This is a genomic window from Roseovarius sp. (assembly GCF_030373445.1).
GTDB lineage: Bacteria > Pseudomonadota > Alphaproteobacteria > Rhodobacterales > Rhodobacteraceae > Roseovarius.
Genome location: NZ_JAUCYU010000002.1, coordinates 25,583 through 48,506, shown reverse-complemented (window position 1 = coordinate 48,506; position 22,924 = coordinate 25,583). Strand labels below are relative to the sequence as shown.

Here is a 22,924-nt window from a genome sequence, read left to right as displayed (position 1 = left end):
TTTCATGGAAGGCTTCCTGTTCCAGGCCACGATTTTCCTTGCCGCCGCGGTGATCGCGGTGCCGCTCGCGGCGCGGCTGGGGCTGGGCTCGGTCCTGGGCTACCTCGCCGCCGGCATCCTCATCGGCCCGGTCCTCGGCTTCGTCGCCGGTCACGAGACGGAAGAACTCCAGCATTTCGCCGAGTTCGGCGTGGTCATGATGCTCTTCCTCATCGGGCTGGAGCTCGAACCCCGCGCCCTCTGGGACATGCGGCACAGGCTGATCGGCCTGGGCGGGCTCCAGATCACGCTGACCACCCTGGCGGTCATGGCCGGTGCCATGGCGCTTGGCATCGGCTGGAGCATCGCGCTCGCCATCGGCCTCGTCTTCGCCCTCTCCTCGACCGCCATCGTCCTGCAAACCCTGTCGGAAAAGGGCCTCATGCAGACCGGCGGCGGCCGCTCGGCCTTCTCGGTGCTGCTCACGCAGGACATCGCGGTCATCCCGATGCTGGCGCTGATCCCGCTCCTCGCCATGCCCAAGACGCCCGACATGATCCTGGGCGAGACCATCAAGCGCGCCCGCGAGGGCGAGGCCGGCGCCCATCCCGAGGGCGCGCACGAGGCCGCGGCCACTTTCATCCAGAGCCTGCCGGGCTGGGGCGTCACCCTTGTCACGCTGGCCGCCGTCGCGGCGATCATCCTCACCGGTGTCTACCTCACCCGGCCCGTCTTCCGCTACATCCACACCGCCCGCCTGCGCGAGATGTCGACGGCGCTGGCCCTGCTCATCGTCGTCGGTATCGCCTTCCTGATGAACGTCGTGGGCCTGTCACCTGCCCTCGGCGCCTTCCTCGCCGGCGTCGTCCTCGCCTCCAGCGAATTCCGTCACGAACTGGAAAGCGATATCGAGCCGTTCAAGGGCCTGCTGCTCGGCCTGTTCTTCATCACCGTGGGTGCGGGTATCAATTTCACGATCTTGTTTGCCAATTTCTTCACGGTTATCGGCCTTGCACTTGCAATAATCGTACTTAAGGGCGTCATCCTCTATTTTCTCGGCAGGATCTTCTCGCTCCGCGGCCGCACGCTGTGGCTCTTCACCCTGTCACTGGCTCAGGCCGGGGAATTCGGCTTCGTCCTGATCTCCTTCTCGGGCCAACAGAACGTCATCCCCCGCGCCATGACGGAAATGCTGCTCCTCGTCGTGGCGATCACCATGCTGATCACGCCGCTGCTCTTCATCCTCTACGACATCCTCTCGCACCGCATCGACGACGGCGCTGAAGCCCATGAACCCGACGAGATCGACGCAAGCGGCCCGGTCATCATTGCCGGCATCGGCCGCTTCGGCCAAGTGGTCAACCGCCTCGTCCGCTCCAGCGGCTTCGACACGGTCGTGCTCGACCATGACCTCGGCGCCATCCAGCGGATGCGCCGTTTCGGCATCAAGGGCTTCCTCGGCGACCCGTCGCGCCCCGAGCTTCTCCACGCCGCCGGGCTGAAGGAGGCCAAGGTGCTCGTCGTCGCCCTCGACAACCCCGAGGCCACCACCCGCCTCGTCAGCTTCGCCCGCCGCGAACGGCCAGACCTGCACATCATCGCCCGTGCCCGCGACCGCACCCACGTCTTCCGCCTTTACCAGGCCGGCGCCAACGACATCGTCCGCGAACTGTTCGACAGCTCGCTCCGCGCCGGTCGCTACGTGCTTGAAAACATGGGGCTATCGGAATTCGAGGCCTCCGAACTGGAAAAGACCTTCTACAAGCACGACCGCCATTCAGTCCGCGAGCTGGCGGCCCTGTGGGATCCGGAAATGCCCACCATCGAGAACGCCGCCTACATCTCCCGCGCCAAGGAACTCGAGTCGGAACTCCAGACCATGTTGCTCTCGCAGCTCGAGGAAACCGCCGCGAACGACCTGCCAGACAAGGACAAGGAGGGCGCCTAGCCCCCCGACACCCCCGCCTCGGCAAAGGTCGCCATGCCCGAATGACAGGCGACCGCGCCCTTCAGGACGCCCATAGCCAGCGCCGCGCCCGAGCCTTCGCCCAGCCGCATGCCCATGGCCAGCAGCGGCTCTTTCCCGAGCCGTTCAAGCAGCGCCGGATGCGCCGCCTCGGCGCTCACATGGCCCGCCACGGCATGGTCCAGCGCCCCCTTCCGCGCCGCCTCGAGGCAGGCCCCCGCCGCCGTGCAGATGAACCCGTCCAGGATCAGCGGGATCCGCAGCATCCGCGCCCGCACCATCGCGCCCGCCATCGCCGCGATCTCCCGCCCGCCAAGGCAGCGCAGCACCTCCAGCCCGTCGCTGCCACAGCCGGCATTCGCCGCCACGGCCCGCGCCACAACCTCGGCCTTGAGCCTGAGCGCCTCGTCGCTGACCCCCGTGCCCCGGCCCGTCCAGTCGCCCGCCTCGCCGCCAAAAAGCGCCAGCGCCATCGCCGCCGCGGCCGTCGTGTTGCCAATCCCCATCTCACCGACAACCAGCAAATCCGCTTCCGGATCAACGGCTTCCCAACCGGTCTTCAAGGCAGCGACGAACTCCTCCGCCGCCATCGCCGGCCCTTGCGTGAAATCCGCCGTCGGCCGCTCCAACTCCAGCGCATGCACGTCCATCCTCGCTCCGAACGCCTTGGCCAGCTGGTTGATCGCCGCCCCCCCGGCCTCGAAATTCGCCACCATCTGCACCGTCACATCCGCCGGAAAGGCCGAGATTCCCTGCGCCGTCACCCCATGATTACCCGCGAAGACGATCACCTGCGGCCGGGCAATCTCCGGCCGCGCATCGCCCCGCCACGCGCAATACCACGCCGCAAGGTCCTCGAGCCGGCCCAGCGCCCCCGGCGGCTTGGTCAGCTGCCCGTTCCGCTCCTGCGCCGCCGCCCGCGCCGCCGCGTCCTCCTCCGGAAGCGCCTGCAACAGTTGCGAAAACGCCTCGACCGACCCGAAATCCTGATGCATACCTGTCCCCGTCCTGTCCGTTTCCGCCCCCTCTACCGCAGCCCGCCCCCCGAGACAGCCCCAAAAGAGGCACCGGCATGTCCAAAAACGAAACCGCCCTCGTCGCCCTGTCGGATATCCCCACGGCGCTCGGCCTGCTCTCCCGCCTGCCCGTCCCGCCCGGTGACATGGAGCGCACGGCTGCCGCCGCCTGGGCCTACCCGGTGGCCGGGCTGATCCTCGGCGCGCTGGCCGCCCTTGCCGGTGCCATCGCCCACGCGTTTGGCTTACCTTCGCCACTCACGGCATTGATCGCGCTCGGTTTTCTGATACTCGCCACCGGCGCCATGCACGAGGACGGGCTGGCCGACACCGCTGACGGGTTCTGGGGCGGCTGGACCCGCGACCGCCGGCTCGAGATCATGAAGGACAGCCATATCGGCACCTATGGCGTGGTGGCCCTTGTCCTGTCGCTGGCCGCCCGCTGGGCCGCGCTGTCCCTGCTCTACGACATCGGCAGCGGCGTCGCGGCGGCCGCCCTGGTCACCGCCGCCGCCCTCTCCCGCGCCGCCATGCCGCTCCTGATGGCCCGCCTGCCCCATGCCCGTGCCGGCGGCCTGTCGCACAGCGTGGGCCCCGTGCCCGAGCGCACGGCGTGGCTCGCGCTGGCCATCGCCGCCCTCGCCGCCCTCCTCCTCGCCGGGTGGAGCGGCCTGCCCGCCATCCTCTGGGCCCTCGCCGCCGCCTTCGCCATCGGCTTCCTCGCCCGCTCGATGATCGGCGGGCAAACGGGCGACATCCTCGGCGCCACCCAACAGACAGCCGAGATCGCCATTCTCTTCAGCCTCGTCGCCTGACGCCTCGGTCAAGGGCCGAAAACGCCAAAGGCCGCGCCCCTCAACGGGCACGGCCTTGCGCATTTTTCCAATATCGCCGGGCAGTTACGCCGCGCGCGACACCAGCACTTCGTCGACCTTCTTGGCCGCCTGCACCTCGTCGCCGCCGCTCACTGCGGCCACTTCACGGGTCAGACGCTCCAGCGCGGCCTCGTAAAGCTGGCGCTCGGAATAGCTCTGCTCGCGCTGGTCGTCGGTGCGGTGCAGGTCGCGCACCACCTCGGCAATCGCGATCAGGTCGCCGGAATTGATCTTCTGTTCGTATTCCTGCGCGCGGCGCGACCACATGGCGCGCTTCACCCGGGCCTTGCCCTTCAGCGTGCTCATGGCCTTCGACACCACGTCCGGGCTCGATAGGCTCCGCATGCCGATCTCGGCGGCCTTGTTCGTCGGCACCCGCAGGGTCATCTTGTCCTTTTCGAACGAAATCACGAACAGTTCCAGCTCGATCCCGGCAATCTCCTGCTTCTCGATCGACACGATCTGCCCCACCCCATGGGCGGGGTAGACAACGTAATCGTCGGGCCGAAACTCGGATTTCTTGGATTTGCTCATTCAGTCTTTCCTCATCATGCAAACCGTCGCAGACAGCGCATTGGGCACGTCCCAGGGGATTTGGGGATCCGGTGAGCCGATGCAACAGGCGCAGAAATACCCATTCCCAAAAGCAGATCGGGTGAATGGATACCAGGCGGTGTTCTTCATATGTCACAAAATCATAGCATAAAAATGCGACATCTGGAAGCACAATCACTTGATCCGCCGCATTTCGCCTTTGAAACAAAGGCGTTACACGACGATCCTCATCCCCTTTTGAGCCCCTTCACGGGCCGCCGGGTATCGAATCAGCTGAACCGCCCGGTTCAGCCCCCCTCGCCGGGGGTTTCCGAGAAATACTTGGCCAGCTTGCCCTCTTCCCCGTCGCGCTCGTCGGCATTGGGAAGCTGGTCCTTCTTGGTAATGATCACCGGCCACATCTCGGAATACTTCCGGTTGAATTCCACCCATTCTTCCATGTCCGGCTCGGTATCGGGCCGGATCGCGTCGGCCGGGCATTCCGGCTCGCAGACGCCACAGTCGATGCATTCGTCGGGGTGGATCACCAGCATGTTCTCGCCCTCGTAGAAACAGTCCACGGGGCATACCTCGACACAGTCGGTGTATTTGCATTCGATGCAGTTATCGATCACCACGTAAGTCATCTGGCGGGTTCATCCTTGATATCTCGCGCCTGAACTAATCCAGTGCCCCGGATCATTCAAGCGTGTCAGGACGATTGAGATCGAGTTTGCGGCGTTCCCGTTTCGTGGGCCGCCCTTTTCCCTCGTAGCGCGGCGCAGCCGGAACGCTGTTCGCCTCGTCGCGCTCCACCGGGGCCAGGTCCTCGTAAAGCGCCTGCGCCTCGGGCGCCGGCCCGCGCCGCTCGCCCAGTGCCACGATGCGGATCACCCGCACCCGCCTGGCCTGCGGAAAGGTAAGCACGTCGCCCGCGCCCACGGCGTGGGCGGGCTTGGCCACCTTCTGGCTGTTGACCCGCACATGCCCGCCCGAGACAAGCTTCGCCGAAAGGCCCCGCGTCTTGAAGAACCGCGCCTGCCACAGCCACTTGTCGAGGCGGATCTTGCCGGGGCCTTGTGTCACCGAACCATCAGCTCTTGTCCTTCAACCCCATCAGCGCGGCGGCAAAGGGGTTGTCGGGGTCGATCCGGTCCTTCTTCTCGGGGCGCGAGGAATAGTTGCGCGCGCCCTTCTGCTCGGGCTTGGCACCCCGCGGCTTGCCCTTGGGCTTGCGGCCCTGCCCGCGTTCCTGGCCCTTTTCCTGCCCCTGCGGCTTGCCCTGCCGGCGCTGGTGATTCTGCCGGTTGGCCTTGGGCCGCCCGGCCCAGGTGAAGGTATAGTAAACTTCCAGCTCGGGCTGGGCCACCTCCGCCGGCGTCTCGCCGGGCAGGATCTCCTCCTCGGGCGTCGCGGGGATCTCCGCCGCGTCCTCGGGCGCCTCGGCGGGCTCTGCCGCCACCGGCGCCTCGCCTTCGTCGGCGATCTCCTCGACCTTGTCCTCGGCCGTCTCCGCCGGCGCATCCGCGCCCTCCGGCACGTGGCCCGCCGCGGCCTCGGCGGCATCCATCACCGGCGCATCCGCGCCGTCCGGTTCACCGCCGGCCTCGGCCGAATCCATCACCGGCGCATCACCGGCCTCGGCTGCCGCGGCCTCGTCCGAAGACGCGTCGGCCACCGCCTGGTCGACCGGTTTCACCTTCTCGCGCTCGCCCCGCTCGGCCTTGTAGCCCAAGCCCTGCATCAGGTCGGCGAACTGCTCCAGCGTCATGCCGGTGATCGACAGCATGTCGGCCTTGGCCTCGAACCCGCCCCGGCTGTCCTCGGCCCGCAGCATGTCGGCCAGCCGCTCCAGCATGTCGATCCGGATCGCCCGCTCGCCCGCCGCGCGATAGCCGGCCATGGCGTAATAACCCTCCGTCGTCTCGGTCGCCGGCACCGTCACCAGCCCCGGCGGCGGCGACTCGGGGAACTCGTCCAGCCCCTTCGACAGCGACCACAGCACCAGCCGAAGCCGCGTCGGCGCGGGCTTCAGCAGCAGCGGCATGAAAATCGTGAACTGCCCGAACCGCACGCCATGCTTGCGCAGCGCCCCGCGCGAGTCCTGGTCCAGCGCCTTGACCTCGTCGGCCACCTGGCCCCGCGGGATCACCCCGAAATTCTCGACCATGCGGAAGCCGAAGCCGCGCGCCAGACCGGCCAGCGCCTCGTCCCGCTGGATGTTCAGCAGCGGCTCGAACAGCGTGGCGATCTTGCGGTCGATGAAATGCTGCAGACGCCGCTGCACCTTCTGCGTCACCTCCGGCCCGGCAATATCGTCAACGTAAGCCGAAACCCCCGGCTTGAGCGGGTCCGACCCGGCGACAAGCTTGCCCACCGCCTGCTCGCCCCACATCAGGCCACCCTGCTCGGTGAAATCGATCTCGGTGTCCGGCGCATTGTAGAACCGGTCGGCTCGCAGGTGAAAATGGGGGCTCAGCGCCTGAAGGCTCGCCTGCTGCAGCGTCTTGGCCTCCTGCCCGGCGGCCGCCTTGTCCTGGATGAATCGGAATCCTTCCAGCCGGCCGACGAATTCGCCTTCGACCGTCACTTCACCGGTATCGTTCACTTCGGCCACGATGGCCTCCTTCTGCTTGAGCCGCCTGAGCAGCACCGAGGTGCGCCTGTCGACAAATCTCTGTGTCAGGGCGCCGTGCAGCGCGTCCGACAGGCGGTCTTCTACCGCGCGAGTCGCCTCGCGCCAATGGGTTTCGTTCTCGATCCAGCCATTCCGCTGGGCCACGTATGTCCATGTCCGGATATAGGCCAGACGTTTGCTTAACGTATCAATGTCGCCTTCGGTTCGGTCGATTCTGCGAACTTGCCGCGAAAACCAGTCTTCCGAGACCCGGCCGCGCTCGTGCAGATCGCAATAGATCGTCTCCAGAAGCCCGGCATGCTCGGCATGGCTGATGCCCCGGAAATCCGGCACCCGGCACACGTCCCACAACAGCCGCACCGACGGCCCGTCGCTGGCGCGGGCCCGCACCTCGGCCACCTCCGCCAGCGTCTTCAGCGCGCCAAGGTCGTCGGCCTCCCGCGCCTTGACCAGCCGCTCGTTGTCGGGCCGGGCTTCCAGCGACGCGATCAGCGCATCGAGATGGCCAAAGCTCAGCGCCGGGTTCCGCCATTCCAGCTTCCGGATGGGCGCGAACCGGTGATCCATGATCGCCTGCGCCACCTCCGGGTCGAGGTCCGGCGCCTCTCCGGTCACCCCGAACGTGCCGTTGCTCATCCCCCGGCCCGCCCGGCCCGCGATCTGCGCCAGCTCGTTGGGCTGCAACGCCCGCATCCGCCGCCCGTCGAACTTGGAAAGCGAAGAGAACGCCACGTGATCGATATCGAGGTTCAGCCCCATCCCGATCGCGTCCGTCGCCACGAGGTAGTCGACATCCCCGTTCTGGTAGAGCTCGACCTGCGCGTTCCGCGTCCGGGGGGAAAGCGCCCCCATCACCACCGCCGCCCCGCCCTTCTGGCGGCGCAACAGCTCGGCAATCGCATAGACATTCTCCACCGAGAACCCCACGATCGCGCTCCGCGGCGGCATCTTCGGGATCTTCTTCGAGCCCGTGTACATGAGCTGCGACATCCGCTCGCGCCCCACGAACTCCACCCCCGGCACCAGCGCGGCAATCGCCCCGCGCATCGTGTGCGACCCCAGGAACTGCGTCTCGTGCAGCCCCCGCATCCTCAGCAGCCGGTCGGTGAACACGTGCCCCCGCTCCGGGTCGGCACAAAGCTGGATCTCGTCGACGGCCACGAAATCCGCGCCCATCCCCTCCGGCATCGCCTCCACCGTGCAGACCCAGTACTGCGTCCGCTCCGGCACGATCCGTTCCTCGCCGGTCACCAGCGCCACCACCGAGGGCCCGCGCACCTTGACGATCTTGTCATACACCTCCCGCGCCAAAAGGCGCAGCGGCAGACCGATCACCCCGGTCCGGTAGCCCAGCATCCGCTCTATCGCGAAATGGGTCTTGCCCGTGTTCGTCGGCCCCAGAACCGCAAGGGTTCTTGACTGCTCGGCCATGCGACCGCTCCGTTACTGCTCAGAGATCTGCGCCGCCGGCCCGGCTTCCCAGATTTTCAAGGGTTTCCGTTACCTCCGCATGGTGCGGATGTATAGCCAGAACCCGCTCGAAGGCCTCGACGGCCAGGTCGAACCGGTCGATCTCGCCCAGGATGGCGCCCAGCGCGGCAATCGCCTCGAAATGCCGCGGCTCCAGCGCCAGCGTGCGTTCAAGATCGGCCACCGCCGGCCCGAACATCTCGGCCCGCGCAAAGGCTACGGCACGCCGGTGCCAGCCCTCGGCGAAATCCGGCGCATGATCGGTCAGCGCGGTGAAATGGCCGATGGCCGCCTCCATGTCGCCCGCCTCCAGCGCATCCGTCCCGCGCTTCAGAAGCAGGTCCATCGCCGGCGAGCCCGATTTCGACCATTCCATCTCGATATCCCTGGCCACCCGGCGCGCCCCGGCGGGGTCGGCATCCTGCAACTGGCCATACAGCCGGTCGAGCTTCTCCTGGTCCGCCGCCCAGGAAACGCCCGATGACAGGACTATCGCCAGTAACGACGCAACGGTACGATTGAGAAATTGGAATGACATGCCCATAACACCCCTGAATTTAGCGCCCGTCGCGGGGAATCATAGCCCCCCGATGGCAATACCGGAGGAAATTGAACATGAGTGATGTGATCGACAGCGCCGTGGCGGCCCTCAAGCCCAAGGTCGGCGAGGGTTTCGACGACGGCACCGCCAAGTTCGTCATCGAAGGCGAAGGCGCCATCATGATCGACGACAAGGGCGTCCGCGAAGGCGACGAGGAGGCCGACGTCACCCTGACAGCCGAGGCCGAGACCTTCCAGGCCATCCTCGAGGGCGATCTCGACCCCACCTCCGCCTTCATGTCCGGCAAGCTCAGCGTCGACGGCGACATGGGCCTCGCCATGAAGCTCGGTTCCGTCCTCGCGTGACCGAAACCGCCCCCTTCTTCGACGAGATGTCCGACGGGCCCGGCGGCGGCCGGGCCTGGTGGGCCGAGACGGAAGACGGCACCCGTATCCGTCTGGGCCTCTGGCGGCCCGAGGTGGCGCGCGGCACGGTGTTCCTCTTCCCCGGCCGCACCGAGTATATCGAGAAATACGGCCGCGCCGCCCGCGACCTCGCGGCGCAGGGGCTGGCCACCTTCACCATCGACTGGCGCGGCCAGGGCCTCGCCGACCGGCTCGTCGATGACGCGATGGCCGGCCACGTGATGCATTTCACCGACTACCAGCACGATGTCCGCGCCATGCTCGCCGCGGCCGAGGAGCTCGACCTTCCCCGCCCGTGGCACCTGCTCGGGCATTCCATGGGCGGCTGCATCGGCCTGCGCGCGGCGATGGAAGGGATGCCCGTGGCCTCCTGCGTCTTCTCCGGGCCGATGTGGGGCATTCGCATCGCCGACGCCCTGCGCCCGGTCGCGTGGTCGCTCTCCTGGACCTCCAAGCGCCTCGGCATGGGCCACCGCTACGCCCCCGGCACCGCGGGCGGCAATTACGTGCTCACCGAACCCTTCGAGACCAACAAGCTCACACGCGACCGCGAGATGTACGACTACATGACCCGTCATCTCACCGACCAGCCCGAGCTCGGCCTCGGCGGCCCCAGCCTGCACTGGCTGCACGAGGCGCTGATGGAAACCCGCGCGCTGGCCCGCCTGCCCTCGCCCGACCTGCCCTGCCTCACCATCATGGGCTCGGACGAGGATATCGTCGACGTCCCCCGCATCCGCCAGCGCATGGCGGACTGGCCCGGCGGCAGGCTCGAGGTGATCGAGGGCGGCCGCCACGAGGTGATGATGGATGACCCCGAGACCCGCGCCACGGTCTTCGGCCTGATGGGCGATTTCTTCGCCTCACACGGCAGCGTCGCCGCCCCCGCCTGAGCCCCCTTTCCCCCCGCCGGAACCGGGCTATCCTTCGCCCATGGTTCTGGAGTTCAAACCACAGGGCATCTACTGCCCGGCGGGCGATTTCTTCATCGACCCGTGGCGCCCCGTCGACCGGGCGCTCATCACCCATGGCCACGCCGACCACGCCCGCCCCGGGCACAACCGCTACCTCGCCACCGCCGCCGCGGCCCCCGTCATGCATCACCGGCTGGGCGAGATCACCCTCGATACCGTGGATTATGGCGAGACCCGCCGGATCGGCGGGGCGAGCGTCTCCTTCCACCCGGCGGGCCACGTCCCCGGCTCCGCCCAGATCCGCGTCGAAGTGGATGGAGAAGTCTGGGTCGTCTCCGGCGACTACAAGACCGACCCCGACCGCCTTTCCGAACCCTTCGAGCCCGTCCGCTGCCACAGCTTCATCACCGAATGCACCTTCGGCCTGCCCGTCTTCACATGGGCCCCCGAGGCCGAGGTCGCGGCCCAGTTAAACCGCTGGTGGGCCGACAACGCCGCACAGGGCCGCTTCTCCCTCCTCGGCGCCTATTCGCTCGGAAAGGCCCAGCGCGTTCTCTCCCTCCTCGACCCGGAAATCGGCCCCATCCTCACCCACGGCGCCGTTGAGAACACCAACGCCGTCCTGCGCGGGCAGGGCCTCCCCCTCCCCGACACCATCCACGTCACGCCGGACACCAAGGCGGCCGACCACCAAGGCGCCCTCGTCCTCGCCCCGCCCGGCGCCCTCTCCACCCCATGGGCCCGCCGCTTCCGCCCGGCCTCCACCGGCTTCGCCTCCGGCTGGATGCGCCTGCGCGGCGTCCGCCGCCGCCGCGCCGTCGACCGCGGCTTCGTCATGTCCGACCACGCCGACTGGGACGGCCTCTACGCCGCCATCAAGGCCACCGGCGCCGAAACCATCTACGCCACCCACGGCTACACCGACATCTTCGCCCGCTGGCTCACCGAACAAGGCTACGACGCCCATGTCGTCCCGACCGAGTTCACCGGCGAATCCCTCGACGACGACGCCAGCACCGAGGCGGACGCCGCCTCATGAAACGCTTCGCCGCCCTCTACGCCACCATCGACCAGACCACCAAGACCACCCGCAAGGTCGAGGCGCTGGCCGCCTACCTCTCCCAGGCCCCCGAGGATGACCGCCTCTGGACCATCGCGCTTTTCTCCGGCCGCCGCCCCCGCCGCACCATCACCACCACCCGCCTGCGCGAATGGGCGGCCGAACGCGCCGGCATCCCCCTCTGGCTCTTCGAGGAAAGCTACCCCATCGTCGGCGACCTCGCCGAAACCATCGCCCTCGTCCTGCCCGAACCCACCGAAACGCATGACGACACCCTCACCACCTGGATCACCCGCCTCCGCGCCCTCGACGCCGCCTCCGAAGACGACCGCAAAACCGCCATCCTCGACGCCTGGAACCGGATGGACCCCCTCGAACGCCTCGTCTTCAACAAGCTCCTCACCGGCGGCTTCCGCGTCGGCATCTCCCGCAAGCTGATGACCCGCGCCCTGGCCCAGGCCACCGGCCAGGACGAGGCCCAACTCGCCCACCGCCTCATGGGCGACTGGACGCCGGAAAACACCACCTACCACAGCCTCATCGAGGCCGAGGACAAGGCGGCCCAGCTCTCCCGCCCCTACCCGTTCTGCCTCGCCTATGGCCTCGACGAGGACACCCCCGACAGCCTCGGCGACCCCGCCGACTGGCACGCCGAATGGAAGTGGGACGGCATCCGCGGCCAGCTCATCCTCCGCGGCGCCGAGCATTTCGTCTGGTCCCGCGGCGAGGAGCTGATGACCGACCGCTTCCCCGAACTCGCCCGCGCCCGCGACTTCCTCCCCGACGGCACGGTGATCGACGGCGAGATCGTCGCCTGGGAAGACCCCCATCCCCTCCCCTTCAACGCCCTGCAGAAACGCATCGGTCGCAAGACCGTGCCGAAGAAACTGCTGAAAGAGGCCCCCGTCATCCTCCTCGCCTACGACCTGCTGGAAGAAAACGGACACGACCTCCGCGACCTCCCCTTCGCCACCCGCCGCGCGCGCCTCGACGCCCTCCTGCACGACCTGCCCCAAGACGCCCCCCTGCGCCCCTCCCGCCTCATCCCCTTCAAATCATGGGGCGACCTCGCCCAAACCCGCGCCACCGCCCGCGACCACCGGGCCGAGGGCCTTATGCTCAAACGCAGCGACAGCCCCTACCATGTCGGCCGCAAGAAGGGCGACTGGTGGAAATGGAAGCTCGACCCGCTGACCATCGACGCCGTCATGATCTACGCCCAGCAAGGCCACGGCCGCCGCGCCAACCTCTTCACCGATTTCACCTTCGCCGTCTGGTCCGGCAACGATCTCGTGCCCTTCACCAAGGCCTATTCCGGCCTCACCGATACCGAGTTCCGCAAGATCACCGCCTGGGTCCGCAAGAACACCCTGCAACGCTTCGGCCCCGTCCGGCAAGTCCGCCCCGAGCATGTCTTCGAAATCGCCTTCGAAGGCATCTTCGAAAGCCCCCGCCACAAGTCCGGCATCGCCCTGCGCTTCCCCCGCATGGCCCGCTGGCGCCACGACAAGCCGGTGCAGGAGGCCAACTCCCTCGACGACCTCCACGCCCTCCTGTCGCAATACGGCTGAATCCGCCTTCCCCGGCATCAAATCCCGCGCTAACATCGCTTTCGATTTAGATAGCGACCCATTCCATGCGCCTGCTCATTGCCCTCGCCCTGCTGCTCGCCACCGCCTCCGGTGCCCTCGCCGACCGTGTCGCCCTCGTCATGGGCAACGGCAATTACCTCCACGCCAAGCCCCTGAAGAACGCGGTCAACGACGCCACCGACGTCGCCACCCGCCTGCGCGAGATGGGCTTCACCGTCTTCGAGGGCATCGACCTGCCCCAGCGCGACGCGCTTCTCCTCGTCCAGCAGGTCGGCCAGCGCCTGCAATATGACGATACCGTGCTCTTCTACTTCGCCGGTCACGCCACCCAGCTCGGCAGCCAGAACTACATCATGCCGGTCGACGCCTCGCCGGGATCCGAGAACGAGCTGGTGCTCAGTTCGATCAGCCTGCAATCCATCCTCGCCACGCTGGAATCTCGCGCCCAGACCCGCCTCGTCATCCTCGACGCCTGCCGCAACAACCCCTTCGTCGCCAGCGCCGACGGCTCCCGCTCCGCCGATGACGCGGCCCGCGGCCTCTTCCGCATGGATGCCGGCGTCGGCTCCTTCATCGCCTACTCGACCGAGCCGGGCAACGTCGCCTCCGACGGCGCCGGACGCAACAGCCCGTTTACCGAGGCGCTGCTGCGCCACATCGACCGGCCCGGCGAGAACATCCACGCCGTCATGCGCCGCGTCCGCGCCGACGTGATGGAAGCCTCCAACAACCGCCAGATCCCGTGGGAAAACTCCGCCCTCATCGACGAGGTCTACCTCGCCGGCCTGCCCCGCAACGCCGACGCCGCGACCGGCACCAACACCGCCCTCGCCCGGCCCGCCGTCACCCACAACCCCCGCCCGGCCCTGATGACCGAGACCTGCCTCACCGGCCAGATCGAGGGCGTGCCCACCAGCCTTTGCGCCTCCAGCGTGCTGGCCTCGCAAGGGTCCAACAGCTACGGGCCGGAAAACCTGATCGACGACAGCCCCGCCACCGCCTGGGTCGAAGGCGTCAGCGGCACGGGCGAGGGCCAGACGCTGGCATGGGAATTCGGCGCCGATACCGACATCAACACGCTCTACCTGATCAACGGCTACGCCAAGTCCGAGCGTACCTTCACCCGCAACGCCCGCGTCGCCAGCCTGCGCGTCACCGGTTCCACCGGGGCGCAGGCCACGCTTTCCCTGCGCGACACGATGGACTGGCAGCGCTTCGACCTGCCCGGCATGGCAGCGCAACGCTGGCTCCAGCTCGAAATCCTCTCCACCTACCCCGGCACGCATTACGAAGACACGGCCATTTCGGCGCTGGGGTACCAGTAGGCCAAGGAGGGTTGACGCCGGGCGAGCGCCGGGCGGCACCCACGGTCATGGCGGGCACGCGCCCGGAACAAAGCCGCGCCTTGGCGCGGCGCCGGGCGAGCGCCGGCCCGTCCCCACGGGCAGGCGCTTTTGCAGGTGGAGCGTGACATTGATAGTTAGGATGTTGGCTGAACCATAAAGCGCGCGCCAACACCGTTGCAGCGCCTCCCCACGGGCCGGCGCTCGCCCGGCGAACCAAAATCCAGCGCGGCGCGATACAGTGACTGCCAAACCTTTCGCCAATAACATCACGCCCGCCACCCCATTTCCCCACCCCCACCCTTTCCCGCTTTCCTATTCCCCTCCCCTGGTGCATCTTCTCCCGCGATAACAATCACAAGGCCGAGGCCATGTTCCGAGTAATCTGCGCCGCCCTGGCGCTCTGTTTTTCCGTATCCACCAGCCACGCCCAGCAGCTCGACTTCGATGGCGAGCTTCGCGTCGGCGCCACCAGCCTCTATGGCGGCGAGGGGATCGGCGCCGCCGACCTGATCGTCGGCTTCGATTTCTTCCGCACCGTCCCCCTCGGCGCCGAGATCGGCTTCTACGGCTTCGCCGGCAAGTCCGGCCGGCCGCACGAAACCTACGCGGCGCTCACGTGGAACGACACCTGGCGCGTGGGCTTCACCCGTTCGGCCTACGACACCGTGCTGAAATCCACCTTCGACCACGCCGCGCCCCGCGTCGGCCTCGACCGGGTGGAATACACCCGGGCGCTCGCCACCGTCGAACCCATCCGCCGCGGCGCCGTTCCGTGGGGGGTCTCCTATACCGGCAGCTTCGGCGAGACCAGCGTCGTGGCCTCCGCCCACCATGCCAGCAAGGGCGATTTCACCGCCGTCGCCCTCGCCGTCTCCCGCGAATGGGAGAGCCTCACCCTGTCCGGCGCCGTCGAAGGCGTCTGGGCCGATATCGTCACCACCGACGGCATCAATGCCAAGCTCGGCGGCACCTACGATTTCGGCAGCCTTCGCGCCGGGCTGGCCTATCTCCACCCCGGCGCCAACGCCCGGCCCGATACCCTGGCGTTCGACCTCGCCTATTCCCCGATCAAGGGGCTCGACCTGCTGGCCTTCGGCGAGATCAGCCTCGACGACACCGACGACGCCTACGGCGTGGCGGCCGATTTCATCCTCCGCGACAGCACGTCCTGGATCCTCTCGGCCACCGACAGCAGCGGCGGCAGCGCCTTCCACGCCACGCTCGAACAGCGCTTCTGAGCGGCAAGCGGCGCGAAAACGCAACGCCCGCCCGGTTAACCCGGCCCCCGCCGGGGCCGGCACCGCCCAGGACACCGACGTAATACCGACGTAATACCGACGCGATACCGAAACCGGAAATCCTGCCGTTTCAGGCCGTTAACCCCGATTCGCCCAACTTGGCCCGGACTCCGCGACAATCTCCCCGCTTGAGCCCGCCGCCACCTGCTTCTATGTCTGACCCCAAACCTGACAGGAGTGCTTCATGATCCATCTGCCCCGGCCCGCCTTCGACGCCAACGCCAGCTCCGGCTCCGACAACCTTGGCGACCTGCCGGAATGGGACCTGACCGATCTCTACAGCTCCGAGGACGCCCCCGAACTCCAGCGCGATCTCGACTGGCTCGAAAAGGAATGCGCCGCCTTCGCCGCCGATTACGAGGGAAAGCTCGCCTCGCTTGACGCCGCGGGCCTTCTGACCTGCATCGAACGCGACGAGAAGATCAGCAACATCGCCGGCCGCATCATGTCCTTCGCCGGCCTGCGGTACCACCAGGTCACCACCGATCCGGGCCGCGCGAAATTCCTCTCCGACTGTCAGGAGAAGATCACCAATTACACCACCCCGCTGGTGTTTTTCACGTTGGAACTCAACCGCTTGGAAGACGATTCTCTGGCCACCATGTATGCCGGGAACGCTGACCTCGCCCGCTACAAACCGGTTCTCGACCGCATCCGCGCGATGAAGCCCTACCAGCTCTCCGACGAACTCGAGAGATTCCTGCACGACCTCGGTGTCGTCGGCGACGCGTGGGAGCGGCTCTTCGACGAAACCATCGCCGGGCTCACCTTCACCGTCGACAGCGAGGAACTGGGCATCGAAAGCACGCTCACCCTTCTCACCGAACCGGAGCGCGCCAAGCGCGAGGCCGCCGCCCGCGAACTCGCCCGGGTCTTCGGCGAGAACATCCGCACCTTCGCCCGCGTCCACAACACCTGCGCCAAGGAAAAGGAAGTCATCGACCGCTGGCGCCAGATGCCCACGGCCCAGACAGGCCGGCACCTCGCCAACCACGTCGAACCGGAAGTGGTCGAGGCCCTGCGCGATGCCGTCGTCGCCGCCTACCCCAAGCTCAGCCACCGCTACTACGAGTTGAAGCGCAAGTGGCTCGGCCTCGACACCATGCAGGTCTGGGACCGCAACGCGCCCCTGCCGATGGAAGAGAAGAAATCCGTCGACTGGCCCACCGCCCGCGGCATGGTGATGGACGCCTATTCCGCCTTCGACCCCCGCATGGGCGAGATCGCCGAACCCTTCTTCGACAAGGGCTGGATCGACGCCGCGGTCAAGCCCGGCAAGGCCCCCGGCGCCTTCGCCCACCCCACGGTGACCAACGTCCACCCCTACGTGCTGCTCAACTACCTGGGCAAACCGCGCGACGTGATGACATTGGCGCATGAGCTCGGCCACGGCGTCCACCAGGTGCTCGCGGCCGACCAGGGCGAACTCCTTTCCTCGACGCCCCTGACGCTCGCCGAAACCGCCAGCGTCTTCGGCGAGATGCTGACCTTCCGCAAGATGCTCGACGCCGCCAAGGACGACCAGGAACGCAAGGTCCTGCTCGCCGGCAAGGTCGAGGACATGATCAACACGGTGGTCCGCCAGATCGCCTTCTACGACTTCGAATGCAAACTCCACGCCGCCCGCCGCGACGGCGAGCTCACGCCCGAGGATATCGGTGCCCTGTGGATGTCTGTGCAGGGCGAAAGCCTCGGGCCCGCCTTCGAATTCATGGAAGGGTATGACAGCTTCTGGGCCTATATCCCCCACTTCGTCCACTCGCCCTTCTACGTCTACGCCTATGCCTTCGGCGACGGTCTGGTGAACGCGCTCTACGCGGTCTACGAGGAGAACCCCGAGGGCTTCCAGGACAAGTATTTCGACATGCTCCGCGCCGGCGGCTCCAAGCACCACAAGGAGCTTCTGGCCCCCTTCGGTCTAGATGCGTCGGACCCGGCCTTCTGGGACAAGGGCCTCTCCATGATCTCCCGTTTCATCGACGAGCTGGAAGCGATGGAGGACTGACCGGGGTCATCCGGAAACCTCCATTTTGGCGGTACCCGCCTGCATCACCCCATAGGCCCCAGGCGGAATTTTCCAAAATTCCGTCCCCGGAGAATTCCAATTCTCCGGCACCGGCCCACGGCCGGAAACTCCGTCAAGCCGGAAACTTCCAAGTTTCCGGATCGGAAAACTCCAGTTTTCCGTTACCCGCTTCCTGATCCAGCCCCCGGCCCCACACGGAATTTCCCAAATTCCGCCACCGGAAAACTCCAGTTTTCCGGCCCGTTTTCCCCCGGAAAACGCCTATTCCTGCCGCGCCGTGATCCACCCGTTCAGCCGCCACATCCCCCAAGCCAGCGGGATCGCCGCCAGCCCGCCGATGACATAGGCCAGCGGCTCGTCCCCGAAGCTCTCGAACAGCTGCGTATAGGCGTGGATGCCCGCGAACGTCATCGCCGCGTTGAAAATCCCCCGGTTCGCCCGCATCGCCGCGATATAGATCACCGCCGCCAGCACCACCGCCCACACGACCGAATAAACGTGGTGCGAGATCACCAGCGTGCTCTCCCGGAACGCCTCGCGCTGCGCCTCGAACTCCTCCCATGTCTGGTCCGGATCGCTGAACCGCCCCGGCCCCAACATCGTCTCGCCCACCACGTCGCCCCAGAGCGAGCCCACCAGCGCGCACAGGCTCGCCACGATGAACCCCAGCACCGACAGCACCCGCGCATGTCTCGCCCAGCGCTCGGGCCACACGTTCTTGGCCCAGATCAGCAGCAGAACCATCACCCCCATCTGCAAAATGGTCAGCGTGGGCTCGGGCGAATAGAACACGTACGCGGCATGGAAATAGGCCGTCCCGGTATCCAGCATCTGCGCGAACGGCGCGATCGCCAGCGCCGTGACCAGCCGCACATCGGTCAGCATCCCGGCCCCGGCAATCAACAGGCTGGCATAGAAATACATCGCCGCCACCGGAACGCCGCTCACCTTGTACTGGAGCATCAGCAGGGCGCAGCCGCCCAGGTGCAGCGCCACCCCCATCAGGAAGATGGCGCCGGTCACGAAATGCGTGGTCCATGCCCCGCGCCACAGCGCCACGGCCCCCGCCATGGCCACGATGACACCGGCGAACAGCATCACCCAGCCGGCGCTCGCCTCGTGCTTGTCGATCAGCTCGAACACCCCGCCGCCGACCAGCATCCCCGCCCCGATCAGCGCGGCGGCATTGCCAAACATCCGGTACATCTCGCCGCCCCTGGCCAGCACCGCCAAGCCCCCGGCCAGGGCCAGCGCCCCGAAAATGGCCACCGATACCGCGTTGGCCAGCCAGAAGATCAACCCCGCCGTCGCCGCCACGATGCCGAAACACAGGATCGAGTTGATCGCCAGCGCGACCATCGTCTCCCGTGCCCGCGCCTCGATCACCCGCGCCTGGCCCGCGTCGATCACCCCGTCGGCCACAAGGCTTTTCGTATCCGCTATGGCATGCATGCGCCGCCCTCCCCTTGACGCGAACAGCGCCCAAGATGCGCCAATACCGGGAAATTACAAGAACTTCCGCAGACCCCCGCCCGCTCACATGTCGGCGTCGAGCACCATGTAATCCTCGAACTCCTGCGAGCCGCCGGTCAACTGCGAGATCATCCCCTTAAGCACCTCGATCGCCGCCGGAGAGGTCACGGCGGTGGCGTGGTTCAGCCCCTCGCCATCCCCCAGCGCGGTGAAATCGACCACCCGAACCCCGTCGATCCCCTCAAGCTGTTCGGCACTGTCGATCGTGCCCAGCCGCGGCTTGCGCCCGGTCAGAAGCCCGGCCAGAGACAACGCCCGGTCCTGCTGGGAGACGAAGATCAGGAAGGGTTGCGGCAGCGGCCCGATCACCTCGGCCTGCGCGCGGAACACGTCCGGGTCGATATCCGGCGACATCAGCACCACCCCGTTGATCCGGTTCAGAAGCGCCCGGTCCCCCCTCAGCGCCGCCTGCCGCAGCGTCTCCATCACCAGTTGCGATCCCATGGAATGCGCCAGCAAGAACACCCGGTCATCGCCGGTCCGCGTCAGGTGCCCCAGCACCTCGCCGAAATCGTCCCGCGAATACAGCACGCTGTCGCGGTCATAGGCATAGCCCCTCGGATCACCCGCTGAGGGCCACGAATACAACAGCCCCGGCCCCGTACTGCCGAAATCGGCGCGCATCTGCGCGAACCGGTAGACCGCGTCGGAAAACGTGTTGTTGTAGCCATGCACGAACACCAGCGTTTCGGTGCCCGGCGTCCGACGCCGCATCGCGCCCCGCATCTCCGCCGCGCCGCGATAGACATGGCTGCCGGTCATCACGAAATCCGTCGCCGCGTCGGGCGGGCCCTCGGGCCATTCCACCTTTCCCGGTGAATGCGTCGGCGGAATCGACACGTCGAGATGCAGGTATTTCAGCCCCGTCGGCCGCTCCTTCCCGAATTGCCGGCCCAGGTCGTCGAGATCCAGCTCGGTCGCCACGAAGATCCGCTCGATACTGGCCGACGGGTCGGGCGCGGCGAACTGCGCGGCCTGCCGCGGCGAACACGCCACCAGCGCCGCCGCCAGAACGCCAAGGGCGAGCCGGCGCAGTGCCGTTCCCATGACCGGACTGGCCATTAACGAATTCGGAACGCCAGTCATGAAAAAGCCTCCCCACGGACTACGCGGGAAGGCTACTGCGATTCAACACATGCTGAAAGACCTCAGACGGCCGGCAGCATGCCTTTTTCCTGCGCAAGGCTGCGCATACGCTTCTGAAGCTTCTCGAAGGCGCGCACCTCGATCTGCCGGATACGCTCGCGGCTCACGTCGTACTGGCCGCTCAGCTCTTCCAGGGTCACCGCCTGGTCGCTCAGCCGGCGCTGGGTCAAGATGTCCTTCTCGCGATCGTTCAGAACGTCCATCGCCTCGGCCAGCAATTCCCGTCGCGCGGTCAGCTCGTCCTGCTTCTCGTAATCGGCGGCCTGGTCGGCATCCTCGTCCTCAAGCCAGTCCTGCCATTGCATCGAACTGTCCTCGTCCGAGCCGACGGTGGCGTTCAGCGACGCGTCGCTGCCCGACATCCGCCGGTTCATCGAGATCACCTCGTCCTCGGTCACGCCCAGGTCATGCGCGATCTGCTTGACGTTATCGGGGTGCAGGTCGCCATCCTCCAGCGCGCCGATGCGCGACTTGGCCTTGCGCAGGTTGAAGAACAGCTTTTTCTGCGCACTCGTCGTGCCAAGCTTCACCATCGACCAGCTCCGCAGGATGTATTCCTGGATGCTGGCGCGGATCCACCACATCGCGTAGGTGGCCAGCCGGAACCCCTTCTCGGGGTCGAACCGCTTCACCGCCTGCATCAGGCCCACGTTCGCTTCCGAGATCACCTCGGCCTGCGGCAGGCCGTAGCCGCGATAGCCCATGGCGATCTTGGCCGCCAGGCGCAGGTGGCTGGTGACAAGCTGGTGCGCGGCCTCGGTGTCCTGCCCCTCGACCCAGCGCTTGGCCAGCATGTATTCCTCTTCCGGCTCCAGCAGGGGAAACTTGCGAATTTCCTGCAGGTACCGGTTAAGCCCGCCTTCCGGGGTCGGTGCGGGAAGATTTGCGTAGTTACTCAAAGCCTCGTTCCTCCAAGTGGACCGGTTAACCAATGTTTAACCTGTTAACATTGATTTAAGGTGACGTAGGGGCCGTTTCAACCCAACTGAACCGAATAGTTTAAATAAGCATGAACCTCTTCCGCCGATTTGGCCAGTGCTGTGACAACCTTCTCACGCAACCGTGCAAACGATGTCAGCCCCGCAGCAGTTCCAGGACACCGGCGAAATCCGCCGGCAACGGCGCCTCGAACCGCAGCCACTCGCCCGAAACCGGGTGCTCGAACCCCAGAACGGCCGCGTGCAGCGCCTGCCGTCGGAACCCGTAGAGCGCCGAAAAAGCGTTTTCCGGCAACGCATTGGCCGCCAGTTTTCGCCGCCCGCCATATACCGGATCGCCGATCAGCCCGTGGCCGGCGTGCGCCATGTGCACCCTGATCTGGTGCGTCCGCCCCGTCTCCAGCCGGCATTCCAGCAGGCTCACGGCGCCGGGATTCCCGAAACATTCGATCACCCGCGCCCGTGTCACCGCGTGCCGCCCGCCGTCGAACAGCACCGCCTGTCTCTGCCGGTCGGTCCTGTGCCGGGCCAGCTGCGTGGTGATCTTCAGCACGTTGCCCGGCTCGAACGACACCCCTCTTGTCCCCCGCAAACGCGGGTCGGCGGCATCGGGGCAGCCATAGGCCAGCGCCAGGTAAACCCGCTCCGCACTGTGCTTTTCAAACTGTTTCGCCAGCCCGTGATGCGCCCGGTCCGATTTCGCCGCCACCAGCAAACCCGACGTCTCCTTGTCGATCCGGTGCACGATCCCCGGCCGCTTCTCGCCCCCCACGCCCGACAGCGTGTCGCCGCAATGATGCAGCAGCGCGTTGACCAGCGTGCCCTCGGGGCTCCCCGGCGCGGGATGCACCACCATCCCGGCGGGCTTGTTCACGACGATCAGGTCGTCATCCTCGTAGACCACGTCGAGCGCGATATCCTGTGCCACCGTCTCGACCTCGCCCGCCTCCGGCACCTCGATCTCCACGAGGTCGCCCTCGGCCACCCGCGCCTTGCCGTCGGTCACCACCGCGCCGTTCACGCGCACCTGCCCCTCCGCGATCAGCCGCGCCAGCCGCGTGCGCGACAGCGCCGCCCCCTCTGGCACATCGCGGGAAAGCGCCTTATCAAGGCGGGGCGGCGGCGCGGCCGCGATCCGGAAAGACAAGGGTGACGACCCCATGGCGGACAACTCCCACGAACAGCCGGTCGATGCCGGAACCGTGAAATACCTGCGTATTCTGGTCACGGTGCTGACCGCGACGATGATTCTGGGGTTCATAGTGATCGTCGTGCTGTTTGTCATCCGGTTCTCGGATGCCTTCGGCCCCGAACTGCCCGATGTCATCACCCTGCCCGACGGCACCACCCCCACCGCCTTCACCAAGGGCGCCGACTGGTACGCCGTCGTCACCTCCGACGATCAGATCCTGATCTTCGACCTCGACAGCGGCGAGCTGCGCCAGACCATCGAATTGGAATGACTGCCGGACCTGCGAAACTGGGGGAAGATGGTACCGCCTCCCCGGCTCGAACGGGGGACCTCTAGATCCACAATCTAGCGCTCTAACCTACTGAGCTAAGGCGGCACTGCCAATCCATCCCGGCACAGGCGAAACCGTCAGGTGCCAAGACTGGAGCCTCGTAT

The 22,924-nt window shown here is 66.8% G+C and carries 20 protein-coding genes and 1 tRNA gene; 10 read left to right on the top strand and 11 right to left on the bottom strand.

The window, feature by feature from the left end; translation table 11 throughout:
* The first annotated feature begins 4 nt into the window (after positions 1–4).
* On the top strand, positions 5–1,927 hold the full coding sequence (locus QUV18_RS03680) for a monovalent cation:proton antiporter-2 (CPA2) family protein (RefSeq protein ID WP_300892081.1): 1,923 nt from the start codon (positions 5–7) through the stop codon (positions 1,925–1,927).
* Here the strand turns inward: QUV18_RS03680 and cobT are convergent.
* Positions 1,924–2,940 carry a nicotinate-nucleotide--dimethylbenzimidazole phosphoribosyltransferase gene (gene cobT, locus QUV18_RS03675; protein ID WP_300892080.1) on the bottom strand — a complete coding sequence of 339 codons (1,017 nt, stop codon included), beginning with the start codon at positions 2,938–2,940 and terminating at the stop codon, positions 1,924–1,926. The two genes, QUV18_RS03680 and cobT, sit on opposite strands and share 4 nt — an antisense overlap.
* Before the next feature lie 77 nt (positions 2,941–3,017).
* Between cobT and cobS the strand changes: the two genes are divergently transcribed.
* Entirely contained in the window at positions 3,018–3,776 is a 759-nt protein-coding gene (gene cobS / locus QUV18_RS03670) for an adenosylcobinamide-GDP ribazoletransferase (RefSeq protein ID WP_300892079.1), read from the top strand.
* Positions 3,777–3,860: 84 nt separating this feature from the next.
* On the opposite strand, the gene QUV18_RS03665 is transcribed toward cobS, so the two are convergent.
* From QUV18_RS03665 to QUV18_RS03645, 5 genes are all read right to left on the bottom strand, one after another.
* The gene (locus QUV18_RS03665; RefSeq protein WP_300892078.1) at positions 3,861–4,370 is read right to left on the bottom strand and encodes a CarD family transcriptional regulator; all 510 of its coding nucleotides are present in this window, start codon (positions 4,368–4,370) and stop codon (positions 3,861–3,863) included.
* A 308-nt stretch (positions 4,371–4,678) separates the two neighbouring features.
* Positions 4,679–5,017 carry a ferredoxin FdxA gene (fdxA, locus tag QUV18_RS03660; protein ID WP_300892077.1) on the bottom strand — a complete coding sequence of 113 codons (339 nt, stop codon included), beginning with the start codon at positions 5,015–5,017 and terminating at the stop codon, positions 4,679–4,681.
* A gap of 52 nt (positions 5,018–5,069) precedes the next feature.
* The gene (locus QUV18_RS03655; protein WP_300892076.1) at positions 5,070–5,456 is read right to left on the bottom strand and encodes an RNA-binding S4 domain-containing protein; all 387 of its coding nucleotides are present in this window, start codon (positions 5,454–5,456) and stop codon (positions 5,070–5,072) included.
* Positions 5,457–5,463: 7 nt separating this feature from the next.
* A complete protein-coding gene (locus tag QUV18_RS03650; RefSeq protein WP_300892075.1) occupies positions 5,464–8,439 on the bottom strand; it encodes a helicase-related protein in 2,976 nt (991 codons plus the stop codon).
* A gap of 19 nt (positions 8,440–8,458) precedes the next feature.
* Positions 8,459–9,016 (bottom strand): hypothetical protein, encoded by a 558-nt coding sequence (locus QUV18_RS03645; protein WP_366914616.1) that lies wholly within the window; start codon positions 9,014–9,016, stop codon positions 8,459–8,461.
* Between the two features lie 77 nt (positions 9,017–9,093).
* Between QUV18_RS03645 and QUV18_RS03640 the strand changes: the two genes are divergently transcribed.
* The 7 genes from QUV18_RS03640 to QUV18_RS03610 all read left to right on the top strand — a co-directional run bounded on the left by QUV18_RS03640 (position 9,094) and on the right by QUV18_RS03610 (position 17,659).
* Positions 9,094–9,384 (top strand): SCP2 sterol-binding domain-containing protein, encoded by a 291-nt coding sequence (locus QUV18_RS03640; protein WP_300892073.1) that lies wholly within the window; start codon positions 9,094–9,096, stop codon positions 9,382–9,384.
* A gap of 26 nt (positions 9,385–9,410) precedes the next feature.
* The gene (locus tag QUV18_RS03635) at positions 9,411–10,337 is read left to right on the top strand and encodes an alpha/beta hydrolase (protein WP_300892643.1); all 927 of its coding nucleotides are present in this window, start codon (positions 9,411–9,413) and stop codon (positions 10,335–10,337) included.
* 40 nt (positions 10,338–10,377) lie between these two features.
* Complete coding sequence (locus QUV18_RS03630) at positions 10,378–11,397, top strand: ligase-associated DNA damage response exonuclease (RefSeq protein WP_300892072.1); 1,020 nt, start codon at positions 10,378–10,380, stop codon at positions 11,395–11,397.
* A complete protein-coding gene (locus QUV18_RS03625) occupies positions 11,394–12,989 on the top strand; it encodes an ATP-dependent DNA ligase (RefSeq protein ID WP_300892071.1) in 1,596 nt (531 codons plus the stop codon). The genes QUV18_RS03630 and QUV18_RS03625 overlap by 4 nt, the downstream gene beginning before the upstream one ends.
* A 65-nt stretch (positions 12,990–13,054) precedes the next feature.
* A complete protein-coding gene (locus QUV18_RS03620; RefSeq protein ID WP_300892070.1) occupies positions 13,055–14,335 on the top strand; it encodes a caspase family protein in 1,281 nt (426 codons plus the stop codon).
* Between the two features lie 389 nt (positions 14,336–14,724).
* On the top strand, positions 14,725–15,594 hold the full coding sequence (locus tag QUV18_RS03615) for a hypothetical protein (RefSeq protein WP_300892069.1): 870 nt from the start codon (positions 14,725–14,727) through the stop codon (positions 15,592–15,594).
* A 244-nt stretch (positions 15,595–15,838) separates the two neighbouring features.
* Positions 15,839–17,659, top strand: a complete 1,821-nt coding sequence (locus tag QUV18_RS03610; protein ID WP_300892068.1) for a M3 family oligoendopeptidase — start codon at positions 15,839–15,841, stop codon at positions 17,657–17,659.
* A gap of 282 nt (positions 17,660–17,941) precedes the next feature.
* Here QUV18_RS03610 and QUV18_RS03605 read toward each other — a convergent pair whose 3' ends face one another.
* The 4 genes from QUV18_RS03605 to QUV18_RS03590 all read right to left on the bottom strand — a co-directional run bounded on the left by QUV18_RS03605 (position 17,942) and on the right by QUV18_RS03590 (position 22,459).
* Complete coding sequence (locus QUV18_RS03605) at positions 17,942–19,132, bottom strand: hypothetical protein (RefSeq protein ID WP_300892067.1); 1,191 nt, start codon at positions 19,130–19,132, stop codon at positions 17,942–17,944.
* An 84-nt stretch (positions 19,133–19,216) separates the two neighbouring features.
* Entirely contained in the window at positions 19,217–20,260 is a 1,044-nt protein-coding gene (locus tag QUV18_RS03600; protein WP_300892066.1) for an alpha/beta fold hydrolase, read from the bottom strand.
* A gap of 101 nt (positions 20,261–20,361) precedes the next feature.
* Complete coding sequence (rpoH, locus tag QUV18_RS03595) at positions 20,362–21,258, bottom strand: RNA polymerase sigma factor RpoH (protein WP_300892065.1); 897 nt, start codon at positions 21,256–21,258, stop codon at positions 20,362–20,364.
* Between the two features lie 175 nt (positions 21,259–21,433).
* Positions 21,434–22,459, bottom strand: coding sequence for an RluA family pseudouridine synthase (locus QUV18_RS03590; RefSeq protein ID WP_300892064.1), 1,026 nt, complete (start codon positions 22,457–22,459; stop codon positions 21,434–21,436).
* Here QUV18_RS03590 and QUV18_RS03585 point away from each other — a divergent pair.
* Positions 22,458–22,760 (top strand): DUF6476 family protein, encoded by a 303-nt coding sequence (locus tag QUV18_RS03585; protein WP_300892063.1) that lies wholly within the window; start codon positions 22,458–22,460, stop codon positions 22,758–22,760. The two genes, QUV18_RS03590 and QUV18_RS03585, sit on opposite strands and share 2 nt — an antisense overlap.
* 28 nt (positions 22,761–22,788) lie before the next feature.
* On the opposite strand, the gene QUV18_RS03580 is transcribed toward QUV18_RS03585, so the two are convergent.
* A tRNA-His gene (locus tag QUV18_RS03580) sits at positions 22,789–22,865 on the bottom strand.
* Positions 22,866–22,924: the final 59 nt, after the last annotated feature.

Excerpts from the sequence above, each read along its gene's own strand:
- QUV18_RS03645 (WP_366914616.1), bottom strand. The coding sequence starts at position 9,016 with ATGTCATTCCAATTTCTCAATCGTACCGTTGCGTCGTTACTGGCGATA.
- QUV18_RS03605 (WP_300892067.1), bottom strand. The coding sequence starts at position 19,132 with ATGCATGCCATAGCGGATACGAAAAGCCTTGTGGCCGACGGGGTGATC.
- QUV18_RS03640 (WP_300892073.1), top strand. The coding sequence starts at position 9,094 with ATGAGTGATGTGATCGACAGCGCCGTGGCGGCCCTCAAGCCCAAGGTC.
- QUV18_RS03620 (WP_300892070.1), top strand. The coding sequence starts at position 13,055 with ATGCGCCTGCTCATTGCCCTCGCCCTGCTGCTCGCCACCGCCTCCGGT.
- QUV18_RS03585 (WP_300892063.1), top strand. The coding sequence starts at position 22,458 with ATGGCGGACAACTCCCACGAACAGCCGGTCGATGCCGGAACCGTGAAA.
- cobT (WP_300892080.1), bottom strand. The coding sequence starts at position 2,940 with ATGCATCAGGATTTCGGGTCGGTCGAGGCGTTTTCGCAACTGTTGCAG.
- fdxA (WP_300892077.1), bottom strand. The coding sequence starts at position 5,017 with ATGACTTACGTGGTGATCGATAACTGCATCGAATGCAAATACACCGAC.
- QUV18_RS03590 (WP_300892064.1), bottom strand. The coding sequence starts at position 22,459 with ATGGGGTCGTCACCCTTGTCTTTCCGGATCGCGGCCGCGCCGCCGCCC.
- QUV18_RS03650 (WP_300892075.1), bottom strand. The coding sequence starts at position 8,439 with ATGGCCGAGCAGTCAAGAACCCTTGCGGTTCTGGGGCCGACGAACACG.
- QUV18_RS03625 (WP_300892071.1), top strand. The coding sequence starts at position 11,394 with ATGAAACGCTTCGCCGCCCTCTACGCCACCATCGACCAGACCACCAAG.
- QUV18_RS03600 (WP_300892066.1), bottom strand. The coding sequence starts at position 20,260 with ATGGGAACGGCACTGCGCCGGCTCGCCCTTGGCGTTCTGGCGGCGGCG.
- QUV18_RS03665 (WP_300892078.1), bottom strand. The coding sequence starts at position 4,370 with ATGAGCAAATCCAAGAAATCCGAGTTTCGGCCCGACGATTACGTTGTC.
- cobS (WP_300892079.1), top strand. The coding sequence starts at position 3,018 with ATGTCCAAAAACGAAACCGCCCTCGTCGCCCTGTCGGATATCCCCACG.
- QUV18_RS03630 (WP_300892072.1), top strand. The coding sequence starts at position 10,378 with ATGGTTCTGGAGTTCAAACCACAGGGCATCTACTGCCCGGCGGGCGAT.
- QUV18_RS03635 (WP_300892643.1), top strand. The coding sequence starts at position 9,411 with ATGTCCGACGGGCCCGGCGGCGGCCGGGCCTGGTGGGCCGAGACGGAA.
- QUV18_RS03680 (WP_300892081.1), top strand. The coding sequence starts at position 5 with ATGGAAGGCTTCCTGTTCCAGGCCACGATTTTCCTTGCCGCCGCGGTG.
- QUV18_RS03610 (WP_300892068.1), top strand. The coding sequence starts at position 15,839 with ATGATCCATCTGCCCCGGCCCGCCTTCGACGCCAACGCCAGCTCCGGC.
- QUV18_RS03615 (WP_300892069.1), top strand. The coding sequence starts at position 14,725 with ATGTTCCGAGTAATCTGCGCCGCCCTGGCGCTCTGTTTTTCCGTATCC.